Origin of the sequence: Williamsia muralis (assembly GCF_051487485.1) — a bacterium.
Classification (GTDB): domain Bacteria; phylum Actinomycetota; class Actinomycetes; order Mycobacteriales; family Mycobacteriaceae; genus Williamsia; species Williamsia muralis_B.
In genome coordinates, this window is the sequence record NZ_JAHVCV010000004.1 from 608,807 (window position 1) to 630,899 (window position 22,093).

At 61.5% G+C, this 22,093-nt stretch carries 6 protein-coding genes; all 6 read right to left on the bottom strand.

Annotated elements, in window-relative coordinates:
• Nucleotides 1–20: 20 nt before the first annotated feature.
• The 6 genes from KXR83_RS14150 to KXR83_RS14175 all read right to left on the bottom strand — a co-directional run bounded on the left by KXR83_RS14150 (nucleotide 21) and on the right by KXR83_RS14175 (nucleotide 21,798).
• Nucleotides 21–1,028, bottom strand: a complete 1,008-nt coding sequence (locus KXR83_RS14150) for an ATP-binding cassette domain-containing protein (protein WP_437425342.1) — start codon at nucleotides 1,026–1,028, stop codon at nucleotides 21–23.
• Nucleotides 988–2,805 carry a DUF4012 domain-containing protein gene (locus KXR83_RS14155; protein ID WP_437425343.1) on the bottom strand — a complete coding sequence of 606 codons (1,818 nt, stop codon included), beginning with the start codon at nucleotides 2,803–2,805 and terminating at the stop codon, nucleotides 988–990. The genes KXR83_RS14150 and KXR83_RS14155 overlap by 41 nt, the downstream gene beginning before the upstream one ends.
• On the bottom strand, nucleotides 2,802–17,300 hold the full coding sequence (locus tag KXR83_RS14160) for an amino acid adenylation domain-containing protein (protein WP_437425344.1): 14,499 nt from the start codon (nucleotides 17,298–17,300) through the stop codon (nucleotides 2,802–2,804). The genes KXR83_RS14155 and KXR83_RS14160 overlap by 4 nt, the downstream gene beginning before the upstream one ends.
• A gap of 113 nt (nucleotides 17,301–17,413) precedes the next feature.
• Nucleotides 17,414–18,892: a polysaccharide biosynthesis tyrosine autokinase gene (locus tag KXR83_RS14165; RefSeq protein ID WP_437425345.1), complete on the bottom strand. Its 1,479-nt coding sequence runs from the start codon at nucleotides 18,890–18,892 to the stop codon at nucleotides 17,414–17,416.
• 214 nt (nucleotides 18,893–19,106) lie between these two features.
• Nucleotides 19,107–20,348: a hypothetical protein gene (locus KXR83_RS14170; RefSeq protein WP_437425346.1), complete on the bottom strand. Its 1,242-nt coding sequence runs from the start codon at nucleotides 20,346–20,348 to the stop codon at nucleotides 19,107–19,109.
• A gap of 49 nt (nucleotides 20,349–20,397) precedes the next feature.
• On the bottom strand, nucleotides 20,398–21,798 hold the full coding sequence (locus KXR83_RS14175) for an O-antigen polymerase (RefSeq protein WP_437425347.1): 1,401 nt from the start codon (nucleotides 21,796–21,798) through the stop codon (nucleotides 20,398–20,400).
• Between the last annotated feature and the right edge of the window lie 295 nt (nucleotides 21,799–22,093).

The following is a 22,093-nucleotide window of genomic DNA, read 5'->3' on the forward strand; positions in this document are numbered from 1 at the left end:
GCTCGATGGTTCCACTATCGTCAACGCTCCTCGGTCAAGCTGACGAAGACATCATCGAGCGTGGGGGTCTGCACCGAGGCGTCAACAATTCCGACTCCGCTGTTGGTCAACGTTGCGATCATTCGAGCCATCGCGCTGCTACCGTCCTGGGCGCTGAAGGTCAAAACACCATTATCGACCGAAGCGTCGGCGATTCCAGACGACGCCAGCACCCCCACCGCCCGCTCACCCGTTTCGTCCTCGGTCAGCGACAGCCGAACCACCGAGTTGCCGATGGTTTGCTTCAGCTCACGGGGCGTTCCGCGGGCGACGACCTTGCCCCGAAGGAGGACTGTGACCTGATCGGCAAGCTGGTCGGCCTCTTCGAGGTACTGAGTCGTGAGCAAAACCGAGGTGCCTTCGGCGGTCAGCTCGCGCACCGCGTTCCACAACACGGACCGACTGACCGGATCCAGCCCGGCCGTCGGCTCGTCGAGTATCACCACCGGCGGCTTTGCCACGATTGCGCCGGCAAGGTCGAGTCGGCGCCGCGTGCCTCCGGAGTATGTTCCGATGCGTCGCTTACCCGCACTTGCAATGTCGAACTGCTCAAGCAATTCGGTAGCCCGGCGTCGCGACGATGCCCGATCGAACCCTGCCAGCCGCGCAACCATGGTGAGCTGCTCCAGGCCGGTCAACATGTCGTCGACTGCGACGTTTTGACCGGATACACCCATTCGGCTACGGGCGGCGTGCGGGCTCGATATGACATCGACTCCGGCAATCGTGATGAGCCCCGACGTCGGCCGGATGAGAGTGCTGATCATCTTCACAACCGTTGTCTTGCCGGCGCCGTTTGGTCCGAGCAGCCCCAGAACACTGCCAGCAGGCACGTCGAGGTCGACGTGATCAACCGCCAGCACATCGCCGAACCGCTTGACGAGCTGCGCCACTGAGATGGCGTTGCCCGGCGTCTCGGTCACGGCGTAGCCAGGAACGTCACGCCCATCAACCGCACTCTGGAACATCGACCCGTACCACCGGGTCATCGACCAACGGCTGAACCGGAACCACCGCAGGTCCGGTGGCGCTGGTGGGTTCGGTGAACTGGAACTCGACCGTCACCGTTTTGCCCGGCGGAATCATCACCTGCGAGAAACTCACCGGATGTCCGAGCTCGGTCCCCGATGAGAAGAAGTTGCTCTGCCCATCCACCAGAACCGAATTCAGTGTCGCGCCCGCGGTCCCGTCGATCTGCACAACCGCGATGTTGGTGCCGTTCTCGACATTCTGGGCATTGCCCAGGTGGCCGATCACGTACGGCGGCAAGGTCATGTCCTCCACCGTGTTCGTCAATTGCACCTTGACTGTGCTTTCACGGGTGTCTGCATCACAGTTACCGGCGGTGTACGTGATTTCGCGTTTGAGGTAGTAGTCGATCTTGTTGCCGGCTGCGTTTTGCACCACCACATTTGCGTAGGGCGACGTGGTTTCGGCGACCTGATGACCGAGGTTGGTCGATTCGAGCAACTTCTGTTCGTCCGAGTTCGCACTGTAGATCATGATGCGTCGCTCGTGCACCGCCTTGCCCAGTCCGTCGAGGATCTGGCCGGTATCACCCCGCACCGACGACAGACTGGTCACCGCTGTACGCGCGATTTCCTGCAGGTAAGCCTTGCGTGCAGCGTTGTCACCGCCGAACCGCTCGTAGGACGTCGACAAAGTGATCGGCACGACGTTCTCTGCGGTGATCTTCTCGCCGTCAGGCAACGTGATCGGGCCTGTGCCCTTCAGGATGTAACTCAGTGCGATCGGGTCGAGGGCGATCGCGCCATCGAGTTGGCGGCCGCTCTGCTGCTGCCACATGTTCATCCAAATCTGGGCGGCGTAAGGGAAGTGAGCGCTGATATTGCTGTTCCGCGAATCTGTGTACGGCTTGTTGAACCCGAACATCTGATTGAACTCCGGGCCGAAGTTTGACGGCGTCCTCGGCGGCCGCAATTCAGCGTTGGTGCCGATGTCTTCGACGGTGACCTCACCGCCACGCGCATTGACAATGCCGAACGCCCCAACCAACCCTCCGGTGGCCCGCGCCTCTGATGGAGTCTGGAAGGCGAGGAAGTAGGAACGATCGCCGCCAGCGCCCAGCATCGGAGGGAGGAGCCGGGCCGCGGTGTCGGTGCCTCGGACGAATCGTGCAGTTTCATCGGTCTGTTCGAACAACTCGGTTTTTGCGTCGCCGACCATGCCGAGCCACGTGCTGTCGATCCCACGCACGTTGTCGTTGATCGATTCGGCGCTGTCTGCGATCGGCGCGAGTTGCGCCTGGGCATTTGCCAGTGCTCCGACGTTGATGCCGCTGTCACTGTTGCGCAACGAGTCCGGGTTGATCACCTCGGACAGTTCGGCAGTGGGTTTGAGGACATCACTCGTCAGGTCGTTCACTGCATCAGTCATCTCGCGCACCGAATTCAGGGGACTCCCCAACCAGGGCACCGCAGCCGCGATTGTCCACACCGGATTGTGGGAGTTCGACGTAGCGCTCTCGGCCTTTTCGTCCGCGGCCGTCGCAGCGGCCGTTGCCTTGGCGACATCGCCATCAAGGATCGCTTCACGCGCTTGCGTCGCTTGAGACCGTGCGGCCTCGATGTCGTCTTTGACTTTCAGTGCGAGATAGCCCACGTAGATGCCCACCGCCACGATGATCAGCAACAGCAGAAGTAGTCCGGCGGCGATCCATCGTCCGCGCCGCCCTCGACGCCGTGGTGGCGTCCGCCCGTCTTCGTTCGGCGTGTGGTCATTCGGCGTCTCGTCGGCTACCGTCACCGGTCCCCCTCGCTGTACGTGAACATATCGGGAATCAGCGAACCCAACCGTTCGGCTATCTCGTGCATTGCCTTTGGATTTCCTAAATCTGCGTGATCGTAGCCGACCCTCTCGAACACCAACGGTGTGCCGGAGACATTCTCCCACCGGGAGATTTCCTCGTTGTCTTGCGCCGCGATGTAGACCGCAGTACCGACCTCGATCGGCTTGGGGCGATACGCCGCCGCTGCGTGGAGGAGCGTTGTCCGTCGACGCTGATAATCATCGAAGAGCACCGGGTCAATTCGACGGAGGGCGGCTGCAAGTTCTTGGTCCAGCGCTATCGCTGCTTCTACGGCTTCGCTCGATTCATCAACGATCGGGTTGGTGTCCAGCAACACCAGCAGCTCGACGTCCATGTCGCGGCTCGACATCTGGGAGGCCATTTCGTGAGCGAGGACACCTCCCAACGACCATCCGAGCAGACGGTACGGCCCCTCGGGCTGCACGGTCAGCACAGCTTCGATGTGACGGGCAGCGAGCTCTTCCACCGACGACACCGTTGGTGCCTTGGGGTCCGCCAAACCCGGCATCTGCAGGCCGAATACGACCATCGGTTCGATGGCCTGCGCGAGAGGCCGGTAGTCGGCGGCGAGCCCACTTGCAGGGTGCACGCACCAGAGCGTCGGTCCGTCCACGTCACCGGTGCCCGACAGTGGCAGTATCTGTCCGAGCGATTCCGAGAGATCCCGGGCGGAGTCGATCGCCGCAGAGAGCATGGCGGGCGAAGGATGGTCGAACAGGGTCGCCACTGGGGCCGGTACACCGAGCCGTTCGGTGACACCGCGAGCGATCTCGAGCAAGAGCAGCGAGTTGCCGCCGACGTCAAAGAAGCTGTCGTGCACGCCAATATCGTTGTTATCGAGCACATCTCGAAATATATCGACGACCGCCTTCTCGGTAGGCGTGCGCGGTTCTCCCCCGGCGGCCACTTCTCGCGCCGGTTCAGGCAGTGCGTCCGTGTCCAGCTTGCCAGCCGGCGTTCGGGGCAGCGACTCCACGATCATGATCGAGGAGGGAATCATGTGATGTGGCAGGACCTGTTCGCAGCGATCACGTAGCTGCTGGGCATTCGAGTTCGACTGATCGGCAATCACGTATGAAACGAGCCGCGGCTGACTCGGTTCACCGGCCACCACGGTGACCGCTTGATGTGCTCCGGCTGCCATCAGCACCGAATCGATTTCGGCGAGCTCCACACGCTGCCCACGGATCTTGACCTGTCTGTCCGTTCGTCCGAGGTATTCGATACCCAGTGAGGTGCGGCGCACGAGATCGCCGGTGCGGTAGAGACGGCTGCCTTGCGGCCCGGCGACAAAGCGGGATGCAGTCAGTGTCGCATTTCGCCAATATCCTTCCGCCAGAGCGGCGCCGCTCAGATACAGCTCTCCGGCGACTCCGTCTGGAACGGGCCGCAGATGTGTGTCGAGCACTGTGGCAGTGACGTCGTCGAGTGGCGACCCGATCAACACCGGACCATCAACGTCGCAGTGGAACATCGTCGCGCACATCGAGACTTCGGTCGGACCATAACCGTTGATCAGTTGGCGTCCGCGGGCCCACTGCGACGCCAGGTCTGGGCTCAGCGGCTCTCCGCCGACGACAATGCCTCGCACACCGTGTAAGCGGCCTTCGTCGAGAGTCGCCAGAACCGTTGGTGTGGTGAACATCCAGGTGATTTGTCGCGCGGCCAGATGCTCTGTGGCCGCGCGTCCCGCCACCGAGCCTGCGTCGATGATTTCGAGCGTGGCACCCGGACCGACGGCCAATAAAACCTCGAAGAGTGAGGCGTCGAAACTGATACTGGCGGCATGGGCGACACGATCATCCTGCCCGATGTCCAGAACACTGCCGTCGGTGAACTTCGACAGACCACGATGGGTCACAGCAACGCCATTGGGCGCGCCGGTGGTGCCCGAAGTGAACAGCAGGTACGCCGACGCGTCGGGCGAAACCAGCGCATAGTCGACGCGCGTAACCGGATCTATGGGCTGAGGCATCAGTGTGTCCATCGACAACACGGTGGTGACCCTGCTGACTTCGAGCATGCGGTGGATGCGCGAACTGGGGTATGCGGGGTCAACCGGAACGTACACCGCACCGACCCTGACGATGGCCCACAGTGCGACAATCGATTCCACTGAACGCGGGATCATCATCGCCACTCTGTCGCCCGGACGAACCCCGGTACCGGTCAGAGTTTGGGCAACTACCGCGGCCCAGTCATCGAGCTGCTGGTAGGTCAGCGTCCGAACCCCGTCAGACACTGCGATGCCGTCCGGGTTCGCAGTCACTGCAGACCGGAAGATCTCCCCCAGTGTACGAACGGGTGAGCCAGTCCGAATGGGTTTGATCTCTTGCTGCTCAATGGTTCGAATGTCGAACCTGTCCAACGACTTCGGCGTAGCGGCGGTCACCAGATCAAGCGCCGCGTGGAAGACCCGGGCGAACTCAACGATCTGCGCGGAGCTGAACAGCGCGGCGCCGTAGGTGAAGGTCACCCCGAGTCCACCCGGACCCCGTACCACCGTCACCTGTAGATCGAACTCGCTGTCCGGACTCGGCAGTCCGACGTTGCTCGTGCTCTGTGCCGCAGAGAACGACAGCGCGATCTGCACGAGCGGATGCCTGCCTGGATCGCGTGGCGGGTCGATTTCCGCGACAACCTCATCGAACGGGACGAAAGCGTTGTCGAGAGCTGCGACGTCCGCGTCGCGTACGGCGGTCATCAGATCGTGCGACGTCATACCCGGACGCAGGACCGTCCTGAGCACCACAGTTGAGACGAACATGCCAACGAGGTCCGTGACCTCGACATGGCGACGCATCGAGGCGGGTGTTCCCACTGCGACGTCATCGGTGCCGCCCTGGATCGACAGTGCCAACGCCAGCGCTGCGTGAATGACATGGAACTCGGTGACTGACAGGCGATCGACGATTCCCGGAATCCGGCCGACCACGGCAGAGTCGGCGTCGGTCGTCAGCGATGCGGTCGCCAGCGACCGCATGCGCGGCCGGTCGGGCACGAGGTCAAGAACACCCGAATACCCGGCGAGCGTGTGTGTCCAGAACTGCAACTGCTCTTCTCGCAGTTCGGCATTCACCGCTGCCTGCCAGCGCGCGACTTGTGGGTACTCGACAGTGAGCGGTCGCAGCTGTTCACCTCGCAGCAGTGCGGTGAGATCTGCAGTGATCACGTTTGCCGAGTCGCCGTCCACGGCGATGTGATGAATGACGAACAGCACACCGCGTCCATGTGCGTGGTGTAACAGCACAACTCGCACGGGTGGTTCGGTTTGTAGATCGAACGGGGCACTGACTTCGTCGAACGTCACCCGTGCCGCATGCTCGTCCTCGGTCACGTGCCAGACACGGGCGCTGAAGTTGTTGTGCACCAGCTGCCGCGGACCTGCAGGAGTCGCGGGATAGCTGGTTCGTAGCGGGGCGTGACGACGAATCAGAGTCTCGACGGCGGGCACTATCGCGGCGTCGCCGACCTCGGCCGGCACCGGAACATAGATTGGCACGGTGTAGAGCGACGATCCGGACAGCATCTCGTGGACGTACCAGAGTCGACGTTGGTTCGGTGCCAACGGGACATCGCCCTCATCGGGGATCGAGCCCAGGGCGGGAAGCACCCGGGAGTCCAGGCGGGGCAACCTCTCGAGTAGCTGAGCGAGCCCGCGTGGAGTGGGTTGCTCGAAGAAGGTTCGTACCGGAACCCGTCGACCGAGTTGCTCCTCGAGTGCAGCTGCCACACGGGTGGCAAGCAGCGAGTCGCCACCCGAGACGAAGAAGTCGTCGTCGACGCCGACCGCGTCGGTTTCGAGGTGGTCACGGAAGGCTCGGACGATGAGGTGCTCGAGCTCGGTATCTGGCTGTCCGCCGACCTGCGAGTCCCAGTCGGGCGCGGGCAGCCGCGACGTGTCGAGTTTGCCTGCGCCGGTGCGGGGCAATTCGCCGACCACGACGATGCGCGCAGGGACCATTGCGCTGGGTAGCGTGGCCACGCAGTGTGCACGCAGTCGCCGCACATCGTCTTCATCGACACCGACGACGTATGAGACGAGCACCGAGCCGGTGGGTCGTTCGATCACAACCGTCGCCGCGTATTCGGCGCCGGCGCTCATCAAGGCCAGATCGATCTCGGCAGGCTCGATTCGCTGTCCCCGGATTTTCACCTGGTGGTCGATCCTGCCCAGGTAGTGCAGACCCTCGTTTGTACGCCGCACCAGATCGCCTGTGCGATACCATCTCCCGCCATCAGGCCCGGCGACAAACCGTACAGCGGTGAGCGAATTGTCATTGACGTACCCTTGCGCCAGCGCGGGTCCGCCGAGGTAGAGCTCACCGGCGACACCGTCCGGAACCGGACGCATATGGGTGTCGACAACTTCTGTCACCACGTCATCGAGTGGGTTTCCGATCAGAATCGGGCGGCCAGGGGTCAGCTCATGCACGGTGACGCACATCGTGGTTTCGGTGGGACCGTATCCGTTGATGAGTCTCCGCCCGGGTGCCCATCGGCGGACGAGTTCTCCGGTGCACGGTTCACCACCGATGACGATGCCACGCAGGTCGGGCAGCTTGCTCTCGTCGAGCGTTGCCAGCACCGACGGGGTGGCAAACATCCAGGTCGCCTGGCGTGCAGCAAGTTCAGCGGTAGCACCGGGGCCGCCACTGACATCGGGATCGACAATCGACAGCGTCGCGCCCGGTCCTACGGCCAGAAGCATCTCGAAGATCGCGGCGTCAAAGCTGATGCTGGCGGCGTGCGCGACCCGATCATTGACGTGGATGTCGAACACACTGCCGTCGGTGAACTTTTCCATTCCACGGTGGGTCAGCGCCACCGCATTCGGCTGACCAAGTGTGCCCGATGTGAACAATATGGCGACCGCATCCTCGAGAGAGGATGTCGCTTCCGGAAGCAGATCTGTTCCGCGATCGATGACGGCCGAGCTGGTAGGCACACCGCCTTCACGAATCACGAGATCGGCGTCGACACGCCGCAGCATCCGTTCAGCGCGTTCTGCGGGATAGTGCGGGTCGATGGGGACATACACCGCGCCCGCTTTCACCGCGCCCCAGAACATGGCTACCGAGTCCATCGATCGAGGCAGGACCGCCGCGACGCGGCCGCCACGCCGCACGCCGCTGTTTCGTAGATGCGTAGCGATTCGTGAAGTCCACTCATCGAGTTCGCGGTAGGTCATGGACCCTGAGGATGATTCGATGGCGACCGCCGACGGGTGTGCGCGAGCCGTCGCAGCGAAGATCTCGCCCAGAGTGCGCCGGGAGCGCTTCCTCGGCTCGGACACCAGCTGGCGCTCCGTCTCCAACCGGAGGTCGATGAGGTCCAGGGACGCCGGCGCCGGTGTGGCGATCGACTCGAGCGCCAGCTCCCAGCGTCGAGCAATGGTCTCGATGACTGTTGCGTCGAATAGGTCTGTGGCATAAGTGAATACCGCATACAGACCGCTGTCCGATCTGCCCACTGTCAGCTGCAGATCGAACTCACTGTCGGGGCTTCCGATCACTCCGGCCGAGGCCGAACCCATTGCGGAGACCGCGGTGCTTTCGGCCAAGTACGACAGCGCGACCTGTACGAGCGGATGCCGCCCCGGATCTCGGGGCGGGTCAACAAGCGCGACCACATCGTCGAAAGGCACCAGTGCGTTGTCCAGCGCATCGAGGTCCGTGCGGCGCACCAGATGTAGCAGGTCTTCGGTGCTCAGGCCCGGCTTGATCACAGTGCGCAGCACGATGGTCGAGACGAACATCCCGACCATGTCCGCGGTTTCGACGTGGTGGCGCAGTGAACCCGGCGTGCCGATGGCGATGTCGTCGGTGCCGGCCTGAATGGACAGGGTCAAGGCCAGTGCGGCGTGCAGTACATGGAATTCGGTGACTCCGACGCGTGCGGTCACCGCAGCGATGGCAGCGCTGATCGCCGGGCTGACCTCCACGGCCGTCTGTGCGGTCGCGCTGCTGCGAACCGCCGGGCGTTCGGGGGTCAGATCCAGAATGCCCGAATAGCCGGCCAGCTGCGCGGCCCAAAATGCTCGTTGTCGATCGCCGACAAGTTCATGCGCAGCGAGTTGCCATTTGGTCACCTGCGCGTAGTCGACGCGTAGCGGTTCTGCCCGGGCGCCATCAAGCGCAGCGGCCAAATCTTGGGTGATGATGCGCGCCGAGCTGCCATCGACCGCGATGTGGTGAGCGATCAGCAGCACGGCGCGGTTGCCGGCTGAATCCCAGAGCAGTGACCAGCGGGCTGGTATTTCGAGTTCCAGATCCAACGGAGTCGACAGTTGTTCGCGGACAAACGATCCTGGGTCCATGCCGTCGACGTCGACGAGGCTCAACTCGACGGTGTGCTGCTCGTGGACGTGCTGTACCGGGCCGGACGGCGAGTTCGGGTAGCTGGTGCGGAGCGGGGCGTGGCGGTCGACGACGAACTGCACGGCATCCAGTACTTCGGCATCGGGGACATGGCCCGGGACGGGCACCAGCACTGGGATCAGATACATCGTCGACGTCGGCGCCATTTGTTGCACCACCCACAGCCGTCGCTGTGTGGGTGCGAGTGGCAGCGGGTCGGGAACAGCCACGGCGCCTGGGCCGGTGAGGGGCGGCAGCTCGCTGGATGACCCGGCATCGGCGTCTCTGATTGCGGCTGCAAGCGCGAAAGGGGTTGCCGCTTCAAACAATAGGTGAACGGGAATGGTCAGTCCTAGTCGCTGGCCGAGCAGCGCAGTGACTTGAGTTGCCGACAGCGACGATCCGCCGAGGGCAAAGAAGTCGTCGCCAAGGCGCACCGACTCAGCTGGTACACCCAGCGTGGTGGCCATCGCTGCAGCCACCTCGAGAGCGACGGTGTGATCTGCCGGTTGCGCTACCGCCGGAGCAGCAACAGCTTTCGACACAGATCCGGATGTTGTCGCCAGCTCCGGCGTTGGGAAAGGGCGGTCGGCGTTGGTGGCGGCCGCGCTCAGCATTGCAACGTACGCGTGCAGCAGGCTGTCGACGAAGTCGGCGCTGACGTGTGCGGCTCGGATCATCGTCACGGTGAAGGGACGCCCGGGCTGATGGGTGAGCACTACTTCCAGGTCGAACTTGGCCCCTACCAACGCGTCTTGCCGGGTGAGCAATTCGATCTGCACGCCGGGGACGTCGAGACCGAGTGCGGGATCGAGCATCGACTCGTAGTCCTGTTCGACGAGCAGGACCGAGATCAGCGGGTCGCCTCCGCCGCGGTGGTCGGGGCGGGCGGCGCGAGCGACTGCGTCGTATGGGACGTCGCTGTGGTCGACGGCAGAAAGGTCGACATCGCGGGTGGCGCGGAGGACCTGGCTGATCGACGCCTCCGCGTCGATCCTGGTCCGTAAGGCGATGGTGTTGACGAACATTCCCACCACCGATTCCCAGGCCGGGTGTGACCTGCCCAGGACAGGCGTGCCCACCACCAGATCGTCACGTCCGGTCGCGTAACTCAGCAGTGCCGCGAGAGCGGCGTGGGCGACGTGGAACACGGTGGCCGACTCGCGGACGCTGAGCCTGGTGAGGCCGGCCAGCACCTCGTCATCGATGTCCGCGTGCTGGCGACCACCAAAACGAGGAGTGCCTTCCACACGCGGTAGTTCGATCGGATCGCCGGCCCCATCGAGTGTGGTCTGCCAGAAGTCGAGTTGGCGGCGGAAACGACTGTCCGGGATTTCCGGGTCGCCGAGCCACTTCGATTGCCACACCGTGTAATCGCCGTACGTGAGTTGCGACGGCGCCGCCCGGCCCGTTCCGAGTAGGTAATTCTGGACGAGGTCGGTCAGTAGCGTACGCATCGACCATCCGTCGATGGCGACGTGGTGCATGACGATGACGAGCAAGAACTCGTGCTTGTCCGCGATCTCGATCAGTTCGCTGCGGAACGCAGGGTGCGTCGTGAGGTCAAAGGGGGCTGAGACCAATTCGGTCTCGAGATCGCCGACGGAAGTTGTCTCGACTCGTCGATATCTGGTCGTCGGGACGGAGTCCGGCGACAGGACGCGTTGGTAGGGGCCGGCGGGCGTTTCCGGGTATACGGTGCGCAGCGATTCGTGGCGGCGACCCAGTTCGGTGACTGCGGAAAGCAGCGCCTCGACGTCGAGTGTTCCGGTGATGCGCAGGACCACCGGGACCGTGTAGGCGGTGGAGGTCGGGTCGAGCCGGTTGAGGATCCACATCCGACGCTGCGAGTACGACAACGGAAGATCAACAGCATCGGGAAGATGCACCGGCACAACGGATTCCTCAGCCGAATCCAATGCATCGATCTCCACGGCGAGGTCGGCCACGGTCCGCGATTCGAACAGACTCCGAACCATGACTGTGCGGCCGGTGTGTTCAGTCAGGCGACTCGCCGCACGGGTGGCGGCCAGCGAGCTGCCACCGAGATCGAAGAAATCCGAGTGCACTCCGATCTGTTCGACACCGATGCCGATCACGTCGGCGAAAACCTTCGCGATCAGGAGCTCGGTTGGCGTCCGCGGCGCTGTGACTGTGCTGCTGTTGGACCACGGCGACGGCAACGCCTTACGGTCGATCTTGCCGCTGGCGGTGACTGGGAACTCGCCGATCACGAGCACCGACGACGGGATGAAGCGGGCGGGCAGAACCTCTCGTAGGCTGCGACGCACGCTGTCGCCGTCGACGTCGCCGGTCACCCACGACACGAGGAGATCTTCACCCGACGTGCTCGTCGCCAGTCCGGTGTGCGCACCGCGCACGCCGTCAACATCGCGCAGCGCGGTGTTGATCTCGTCAGGTTCCAGACGCATGCCTCGCAGCTTCAGTTGGTCGTCGGCGCGGCCGTGAATCACCATCCGGCCGTCATCGCGGCGATGTACGAGGTCTCCGGTGCGATACATGCGGAGGCCCGGTTCGGAAAACGGATTGGCGATGAAACGGTGAGCGGTTGCCGCGCTGTCGCCGATGTACCCGAGGGCGACCCCGGGCCCTGCGAGGTACAGCTCGCCGACGGTGTTGTTCTGCACGGGCCGCAGACGGCCGTCGAGGATCAGCGTCGCCATACCGGGCAGGCCAGTACCGATGGTGATGGGTCTCGCGGAATCGACCGGCGCATCGCCGGTGGCCGCGACCGTTGCCTCGGTGGGTCCGTAGAAGTTCACGAGCCGAGTGCGAGCGGACCACTCGACTGCGAGGTGATGCGGCAGTGCCTCTCCCCCGACGATCACCGTTTCGAGACCAGGCACGGTGTCTGCATCGATGGTGGCCAGGACCGACGGCGTAGAGAAGAACACCGAGATGGATTGCTCGATGATCAAGTCGCGCAGTTCGGTGCCGGCAACGATGTGCGGCGGGCACACCACCACCGTGGCGCCCGCGTTGAAAGTCGGGATCAGCTCGATGAGATGCGCGTCGAAGGTGACGTTGTAGTTGTGCAGCACGCGGCTGTCCTGACGCAGCCCAACGCGTTCGGCGACGGCGCGGACGAACGGTGCGATACCGCGGTGGGTGACCATCACCCCTTTGGGTGTCCCAGTTGTTCCCGAAGTGAATGTCACGTACACGACGTCGTCGAGTCGCACTGGACGAACGCGTTCCTCCGTCGAGAACGGTTGTACGGCCACAGTTGATGTGGGGGGCCGGGCGTTGATCCACGGGACACCGAAACCATCGCCAGGTGCGTGCCCGGCATGGACCCCCACCGTGACTCCGGCCTGCTGCACGATGAGCTCATTGCGAGTGTGCGGATCCGCCGGATTCAACTGCACGAATGCGGCGCCGGTTTTCAGAACCGCCCACATTGCGACGATCGACGCTGCCGACCGCCCGGTGCCGATAGCGACCACGTCGCCGGTTCCGACGTTGTGGCTGATCAGTTCGCGAGCGATCGAGGTGCTGGCTCCATCGAGCTCGTGGTACTGCAGGACCGTCCCGGTGTCTGTGTCCTCCAGCGCAATTGCGTCGGGGAACCTCGTGGCCGACCCAGCCATCAGGTCATACATTGTGGCCAACGACGGCGGCGACACCGCAAGGTCCCGCTCACCGGCACCGAGAAGATGCGTGAACATCGGAACATCGGGCGCGGACACCGCTCGCTGGAGGAGATCGAACACACCATCCACCAACGATTGCGCGCGGTTTTCGTCGATCACGCCTACGGCGTAGTGGAGTTGCAGTTCGAGACCGCTGCCGTCGGGCGCGCGATTCATTGAGAAGTCCAACCCGAAGCGTGCGTGCGGTGGAGTCACATAGGCGCCGGCTGGGGTTGCGCTCGCGTCGGTGTCAGCCAAGAACACGTCGAAGATCTGCGCATCGGCGGCGTGGCGATGCGGGTCGACGATCTGGGCTAGGCGAAGTGGCGAGATGTCCGCATGCGCAAAGGCATCGAGATCGCGGTTGGTCACGTCAGCGACGACAGCGCTGAATGACTTCTCGAGGTCGATCTGTGTTCGCAACGGGACCGTGCGAGCGAACATTCCGACCACGTCGGTGAGTTCCGGATGGTTGCGGCCTGAGGTGGCCGTCCCGATGACGATGTCCGCGTTGCCGCTCTGTCTGCTGAGCAGAGTGGCCAATGCCGTGTGGACGGTGATGAACGGTGTGGTTCGCGACCAGGCGGCGAAGTCGGTGAGGCGACGATAGTCGGCAGCTCCGATCGCGGCAGTAGCGTGACCGGTCTCGCGGTCTCCCGGCGTTCGCGGGTGCACTTCGGGAAGCCGTAGCGGCGCCGGCGTATCAGCGAAAACGTCCTGCCAGAAGTGTTCGAGTACGGCGGGCTCGGAACCATGTTGCCAGAGAGCGTAGTCGGGATAGCCGATCGAACGTTCGGACTCATCGACGACACCCGAAAGGTACCGCTCGAGATCGTCTTGGATCAGACGCACCGAATGCCCGTCGACGGCAATGTGGTGTAGAACCACCCCAAGCCAGCGCTGCCCATCAACAGTAAAAACGGCTGCACGCCAGGGCAATTCGACACTGAGGTCGAACGAACGTGCCAATTGGTCCAAAGCACCGGGTAGGTCACTGGTCGGTACTGGCGTGAGGTCGAGTTCGAGGTCGTCCCCGGCGCGGACAACTTGGTAGGGCCCGGTGTCATCCTGGGAGAAGGTCGTGCGCAACGCCTCGTGCCGCTGCACGAGCCATCTGACGGCACCCCACAGTTGCTCGGCCGGCACATCATCGACGTTGATGGCCGCGGACATGTTGTAGCTGATGTCCGCGGGGTCGAGTTGCCATCGCAGCCACAACGCTTCCTGCTGGGGAGTGAGCGGAATGCGTTCTTCGCCGGCCCGTTTCGGGATTGACTCTTTATCTGTTCCCTGCGGCGTGCCCAGCCGAAGCTTCCTCGCGACTGCATACAGATCGGGCGCTTGAACCAGCGCCCGAACTGATACCGGGTGTCCGGTGCTGCGCCCCAGAGCCAGCGAGATGCTCATGGCCCCGAGCGAGTTCACGCCGGAGGCGAAGACGCTCGCTGCGGGGTCGATGGTCTGTGGGTCTACGCCGAGCTCGTCCGCGATGGCTGCGACAACTATGTTCAACATCGGATCGGTTTCGTTGTTGCCAGCGACAACGATCCGCTCGATGGCCGGTAAGGCCGCTACATCAACTTTCCCGGACGGGGTGAGTGGAAAGTGCTCAACGACGCCCACCTGAGCCGGCACCTCAAAGTCCGGCAGCCGCGAAGCGCACCATGCTCGAACGGCAGAAGAATCGAGGGCTACCCCAAGAACGTAACCGACAAGGTCGCCGCCTCCGGCTCGATCGCCATTGTGCACTGTCGCCACTGCGTCGGCGACGCCGGGCGCTGATCGAAGAACGGCAGCGACCTCGTCGAGCTCGATGCGGTAACCGCGCAGCTGCACCTGATTGTCCGCACGGCCGCGGTATTCGATGTTTCCGTCGTCAGTGCGGCGCACGATGTCGCCCGTGCGGTACATCCGGCGACCACCGGCGGCAGCGATGAAGCGCGATGCGGTGAGTGCGGTGTTGCCCCAATAACCCTGTGCAAGTTGAGTGCCGGCCACATACAATTCGCCCCACTCCCCGATGGGTGTGGATCTCAGTTCGTCGTCGAGTACGTCAACGCGTAGTTCGCCGATGGCCCCCCCGATGAGGGAACGGGAGTCGGAGTGCCGAACCGATGTGGCGGTGACGTGGACGGTGGCCTCGGTGAGACCGTACATATTGGTCAGCGCCACTCGATCACCGAACGCGGAGTTCCAGGTAGCGAGAACGCCGGGATACAGAGCTTCGCCACCGAATACCACGTGGCGCAGTACGCCCGAATCGTTCGATATAGCAGCAACTTCGGCGAGTGGAGCAAACGCCGACGGTGTCTGCGACAGCACAGACACCTGGTTGGCGAGCACGGTCGCCCAGAGTCGTTGCGGATCTCGGGCGGTGTCGTTGTCGACCATTAGCACGGCGGCACCGGCCGCCCACGGCAGGAAGATCTCGAAGACCGAGAAGTCGAAGGCAGTCGAGTGGGTGCAGCTGAACACGTCGCCCACATCGGGTTCGTAGATAGCATCGCAGGCATCCAACATCGCAGACAACGCGCGATGGTTGACGGCAACGCCTTTGGGACGACCTGTAGAGCCTGAGGTGTAGATGATGTAAGCAAGGTCTGACGGATCGATGCGTGGCGGTGTCCACGACGTCAGCGGGTAGTTGCAGTCGGCCCGGACCTGCATCGCGTCAGGAACTTCAAGCAGGAGTTCAGTGACCACCACAACCAATGGCGAACTGTCTTCGAGAACCATCGCTACCCGGGCGGCCGGGTACTCGGGATCGATGGGTACGTATGCCGCACCGCACATCAGTACTGCGAGCTGGGCGATCATCGTGAAGTCACTGCGCGGAACCATCACTGCCACCCGAGAATTCGGTCCTACCCCGTGACGTTGCAGTTCACCCGCAAGCGCACGGGCTCGATCGGTGAGCTCTCGGAAGTCAAGGACGTTGCCATCGAAGATGATCGCGGGTTGTTCGGGATACCGCTGCGCCGCGTCCATGATGCGGTCGACCACGGTCAAACCGGCCGAGCGGGATGCGCGCGGTCGTTGAACGAAGCCAGCCGGAGACGGCAGCGTCTCTTCCACGGCCTCATCTAGCAGCGGAAGGGATGAGACCAGCGACTCAGGCTCGGTGTCGAGGGCGTCAGCGTAGGTTTCGAACACGGCCAGTATCTGGCGATGTATGGCCTCGGCTTCGGCCAGCGTGTAGCGATTGGGGTTCGCTTGGACATCGAACCGCAAGTTTTCGGGTGCTATTTCTCCGGAGTAGTAGAGGCTGAAGGCAATGTCATCGACAGGCCCGGTGGTCAAGACGTGGAAGGTGCCGGTGCACTCACCGAATTTCATCGTGCGGTCAAAAAGCATGAGGTTGATCGGCGGGCCGCCGTAACCGGTGAGGCTCAGCGCGCTATCGCCGTCTCGCCGCGATGCTGCGTCGTGCCTGATGTCTTCGAACCGATAACGCTGGTGGCGAAGTGCTCCGATAAGAGCAGTCTGGGTCGTAACGAGCGCCTCGCTCACCGTTGACTTCGGGCTCACCCGGGTGCGAATCGGGAGCACATTGCTGACGGGCAAGGGTGTGTCTCGCAACGCGGCTGTGGTTCGAGCTGCGACGGGCAGACTGAGCGTGATGTCGTCGACATTGCGCAGGCGAGCGACGTACGCGGCGATCGCCGCGGCCACTATGGCGGGCAACGTGGTTCGCTGCGACGCCTCCACTGCCTTGATTCGCTTGCCGGTGGACAGCGGAACCGCTCCGGTGATGCGGTGGCTGACCGGGTGGGGTGGGCCGGGGCGCGCTGCGAGAACCGTTGCTTTCGCGAGGCCCTCGAGTTCGCCTAGCCAGTACTCCCGATCGGTATTGAATCTCCGGGAACTGCGATAGTCAGCGTCAGCGCGGTCCGGCACCGACAGGTCAGGCGGCGGTGGAAGCGGTTCTGAAGCGCCCTTTTGCAGCGCGGTATATCTCGCTGCCTGTTTGTTGCGCAGCGACGTAGCTGATGCGCCGTCCCAGCTCAAGTGGTGGCCGCGCTCGTAAAAGAAGTGACGATCGTCAGCAATCTGAAAAAGGACGGCTTCGGCAGTTCTATCCCGGGTGGGATCTATTGGCCGCGTGTAGTCGTCCTCCATCCACTGCAGCGCTTTAGCAATGGGATCTGCGTCGGTGCGCAGGTCGAAATAGTGAGGTCGATCGCGGAGAGAATGATCGATGAGCATCACCGGACCGTTGGCTGTGTGCTCGTACCGGGTGAAGAGCATCTGTTGCCAGTGGCCTAATTCCACTCCGGTCAACATGAACAGCTCATGGTCGAGGGGGCCACGCAAGTCCATGTATTGCGCAACATTGACCGCAATACCCGGTTGGGTCTCCTGGACAATCCAGAGAGCCAGCTGGGCGCGGGTCAGTGGCTGACGGAGATCCTCGCCCATCACTCGCCCTCACGTTTCCGGGCGACCTGTGCCAAACATGACGATCTAGCCGCCTGCGCCTCCCACAGTGCAGACCGCACTCGAACTACCTCCCCTTCAAGGTGTTCGATGACCTACCCTTCCGCGTTGGGATCGAGCACGGTCTCGATGGCCTTGTGCTTGGGCTTCCTACGGAACCGACTGAATGGACCGCTCTTCGTTTCCGGTGTGGCGCCGTAGGTGTAGCCGTACTTGTAGGCGCCACCGCGGGTGGGAACGTCGGTGAGCACCAGACCGATCAGGGTCGCCTGGACCGCGTCGAGCTGCTCGATACTTGCGGTGATGTTCGGAAATCGAGTCTGGTTGGCGCGGGCCACCAGCAGTACTCCATCTGCCCACCGCGCGATCACCGCAGCATCGGTAACCGGAAGCAGGGGCGGAGTATCGATGATGACGTAATCGAAGTGGGCTGCGAGCTCTTCGATGCCCTCGCCCGCGCGTTTTGAGCCGAGCAACTCAGCCGGGTTGGGAGGCTTTGGTCCCGAGGCGAGCACCCAGAAGTTCTCGACCTCCGTGGGCTGCAGCAGGTCATTCATGCCACCGTCGCCCTTGAGGTAGTTGGTGAAACCGACGTCGCCCATGCGGCCGGTCCGGTGGTTCACCTGGGGCCGGCGAAGGTCGGCGTCGACCAGAACGACTCGTTGCCCGGTCTCGGCAAGCGCTGCTGCGAGGTTGATGGCGGTGGTGGTCTTGCCCTCAGCCTCCAGTGCACTGGTGACGATGATCCGACGGAATGGTCGATCAACGCTCGTGAACGAAAGGTTCGTCCGCAGCTTGCGATACGACTCCGCGGCGAGGGTTGCTCCCGAACCGAAGTCAATCAATCCGCGCTCCTTGAGGAGTGCATCACTCGGAATCGAAGCCAAAACCGGTGATTCCGTGAGTGCGGCGAACTCCTCCTCTCCTCGAACCTTGTTGTTGTATCGATCGCGCACGTAAATGACGAAGAAACCAATCAGCACACCGACAACTAGCGCAATAATTGTGTTCCGCGCGGTCTGCGGGCCCACCGGGGTTGCTTCCACGGTCGCCGGGCTTACAACGGTCAGCTTCGCGAGCGGAGACCCACCACCACTCGGTGTCTCTAACTGCTCGACGTAGGTCGTCATTGCTACGGCTACGGAGTTTGCAAGGTCGGCAGCTGCGGCACTGTCGTGACTCACTGCCGAAATTTTGAGCAACACTGTGTCGGGAGTGGTCGACGCGCTTAGCGCCGACTTTGCATCCTCCATCGTAATGTTCTGGCGACGCTCAGCCAGAGCCCGCTCGAGCACGGCATCTGACTGAACTAATTCCGAGTACGAGGTGACACGCTGCTGAGAAGCCAACGAACCTTGGTAGGCAGTCTGGGCGCTGTTCTCCGACCCAGAGGTGACATAGAGCGTAGCTGTAGATCTGTACTCGGGCGCCTGAACGGCGCTCATAACCAAACCCGCAAGTCCAAAAACAAACCCCACAGCCAGGACAGTAAGCCAACCGCTTTTGACCACCGCGACGGCAGAGCGCAGAACACTGCCTTCAGCAATGCCCATTCTCGCGCGCTTCTCGATCATACTCAGATCCAATCCTCGTCAATAATCGTGCTGCAGCACGGGCATTCAAGGCCAATCGACCGGTCAAACGCTATGAGATCACATACTATCGTTCTTTGCTAAACATCTCCTCGCCAGATCCTAACCTGCCCAAACGGGCGCCGCAGTATGAACACTCCTACTCTTCGTGCCACGCGACGGCCCCGTTACCAACCGGTGGCCAGTAACGGAACTGTTACGTGCCGACTCGGGAGGAAACACCTCCCAAGATTGCCGCTGTCTCGCGATTCTCTCTCAAGAGTCCAATGAAGAAGATCGCACTCATAGTCACGGCTAGCACACAAGCCGAACCAAGCACGGTCAAGACGGCTCCCTGCCAACCCATGAAAGGAATTAGAACTGCACCAAGGGCCGCGGACAGCACCGCTACACAAAACTGAACAATCCCCCTAGTCGACTGCCGACCCAAGCCCATCAAAGCGTCTCCGAAAATATAGTGCACACCTTGGAGAAGAATTAGAGGCGCAAACCAAGGAAGCACAAGTTCGAGTTCCGCATATGACTCGCCCAACAACGGAACCAACAGGTGCGCGCCAAATAGAATACATATAAAACATATAACGCCGTATGCTAAAGTTGGCAACAGCAATCGGCGCACGATTCCCCAGACCGCCACGTATCCAGACTCGCCCGCGCGAAAGAAATCTGTATTCCGAGTATATACGGCGGCTTGAATAGGAATGAACATGAAATTGATGACCCTGCTTCCAACAGCGTAGACGCCGTTCACAGCAGCATTCGGGTTGTAAACGCCCAGTAGGTATTTATCGGAATCGACATAAACAGTACGCGAGGCCATCCCAAGGCTAAAGAAGATACCGACTCGCCATGTCGTCCTGAGCGACACCCGGTCTAAAGTTGGAGTCCCAAACCGAACCATACAGAACGCGGTTATTGAAATTGCGAGCAAGGCGTTTGCGACGAGGTACACGTAACTCCAATTCACCACACCTGAGAAACCGGCAGCGAAAAATGCTGCCGCCGCCGTGAACCGCAAAACTCCGGCCGCGATGTTGAAAAGCGCAGTTCCCTTCAGAAAATCATGAGACTGGCACACCTGATAGCCGAGGTCCAGGCACCTGTTAAAGACTAGTTCAGATAGCAAGAGGGGGACCGCGACTTTTAACATTACAGAGGAACCTGAAAGCGCCAGAAGGATTCCGACAAACCCGAAAGGAAGTGCGCTCACCGCAATGTAGATTAGTGCAGTTCCATACTGCCCGCTAAAGGAACTTATTAGGCGCGAGGTGTGCATAACCATTACATTGCCTGACCCGAGACCCACCAGGACCCCCAACATTGTGGACACCGCAAATACGGCCGCGAAAAGCCCGTACTGCGACGGGCCCAGCCCCTTAGCAAGAATTATGAAGTAAAGACCCTGGAAAGAGAAGCCAACAACGTACGAGAAGAGCATCCAACGAAGATTATCGGAAATGCGTCTCCGCGATCGGAGTACGCTCATCCTAGACAACAGCGGCACCTTTAGCGACCGCCCGACTCGATCTCGATTGAGATACTCTGTAACCGGTCAGTGCCTTAAAAATAACGCTCGCACCGGCGACCATCACCGGATACCTCGCGTCTGAGAGTAACGTATTTCCGTAGAAAGACCACAACGTAGAAGTAAAGAAAAATGCGCAGACCGGCACCATATACCAGCTACCCGCACGAATACGTACTAGAAGTAACATGCCGATGAGCGCAATAAGTCCGGGAATTACGATCAAGCCTATAAAACCGAAATCGAACCACCAATCGGACGCACCTGTTGCAGTGTTTGATTCGACAATGTTTTCGCCGATTCGTGTCGTCCTATAATCCGAGAAGGACGGTGCTGTCGGAACGTCGATACCCGCACGACGCAGAATGCGATACACACCTTCGAAGGTGTATGCACCCAGACCTGGAAGCGGGCCTGAATGACCTATAGCACTTGACCCGCTCGGGAGCGAACTCGCCGATATCTCGGGCCGTACACCCAAACCCGCAAACCCGGAGAACAGGTAATTCTCGATCGATTGCAGACCTGTCGCGTTCCCAGTACCGCGGTTTCGGATCTGTAACGGAAGGACCAGCGCAAGATAAAAGACTGCTGCGCTCCAACCAAAGATCACGAAAGTTCTTGCGGGAGATCCCTTTCGACTTCCCGACGATTCAACTCTCGTCCTTCGGAAAAGCCATATAGACACCACGAACAACAATACCGCAATCACGAGAGAGGTGCGTTGCAGAGTCAGTAGGCCGTAGACCGCGGTCACCAAGAGCGGAACGAGCGCAACTACTCGCTTACCAGTTCGCCACAGTAACGCACCAGTAAATACCGATACATTCCCCAGAAATAAAATGTAACCGATGAGTCCAACCAACGCTGAACCGCCCGAGAACGCATCGCCGGAGTTCTTAATATGCTCTGCGAGCTGTTGGTTACGAAAATCACTTCCCGACGCCGACGTCCCACCAAAGATCTGTGAAAAACCACCGGCGGCTGACACAAGCGCCCACGAGCGTCCCACCTCAAACATGCCATACAAGACGAGCAGAGTGCTACTGATCAAATGAATTCGCATCAGTGTCAATTCGTCGACCACAAGCCGTTTCAAGTCCTTACCGGACGTAACCAACGGAACTGTCCACCTAAATACAACCGCTAGGATAGTCCCTGCAAGCACTGACGCGCCGACTACAAGTAATACGTCCGAGACCCGTTGAGTAATTCCGCCGTTACCGAGAAGATCGAAGTACCAGGCGTAGCACGCCAGCGGCGCCCATGTGCAGGAATAAAGGGTAAACGGATTCAACCAATCATCGGCCGCCACTCGGCACAGGACCAATCCGATGGCAGTCAGCAAGACCAGTTCAAACACGACTTCTACCCGATCCGGTATCTAGGTCTCGCCACCTCGCCGGAACTCCAACCGCGAGCCGGCCCGTTCCACCGCTGCTTCTGTTAACCACGGCATTCGCACCGATAATGCAGTCATTGTCGACATGGATTGCACCAAATACCTTAGCTCCAGATCCTATCGTGACACGCGAACCAACTGTCGGCGAAGTTGTCGCGCCACCCTCACGTGACCCGTTGCCGCCCAAAGTAACGCCTTGCTGAATCGAGCAGTCGTGTCCGACAGAACAAAACGGGCCTATTACAACACCGTTTGG

What these genes read in the sequence shown, in the direction of transcription:
- KXR83_RS14165 (WP_437425345.1), bottom strand. Translation starts at nt 18,892, where the DNA reads ATGATCGAGAAGCGCGCGAGAATGGGCATTGCTGAAGGCAGTGTTCTG.
- KXR83_RS14160 (WP_437425344.1), bottom strand. Translation starts at nt 17,300, where the DNA reads ATGGGCGAGGATCTCCGTCAGCCACTGACCCGCGCCCAGCTGGCTCTC.
- KXR83_RS14150 (WP_437425342.1), bottom strand. Translation starts at nt 1,028, where the DNA reads ATGACCCGGTGGTACGGGTCGATGTTCCAGAGTGCGGTTGATGGGCGT.
- KXR83_RS14170 (WP_437425346.1), bottom strand. Translation starts at nt 20,348, where the DNA reads ATGCTCTTCTCGTACGTTGTTGGCTTCTCTTTCCAGGGTCTTTACTTC.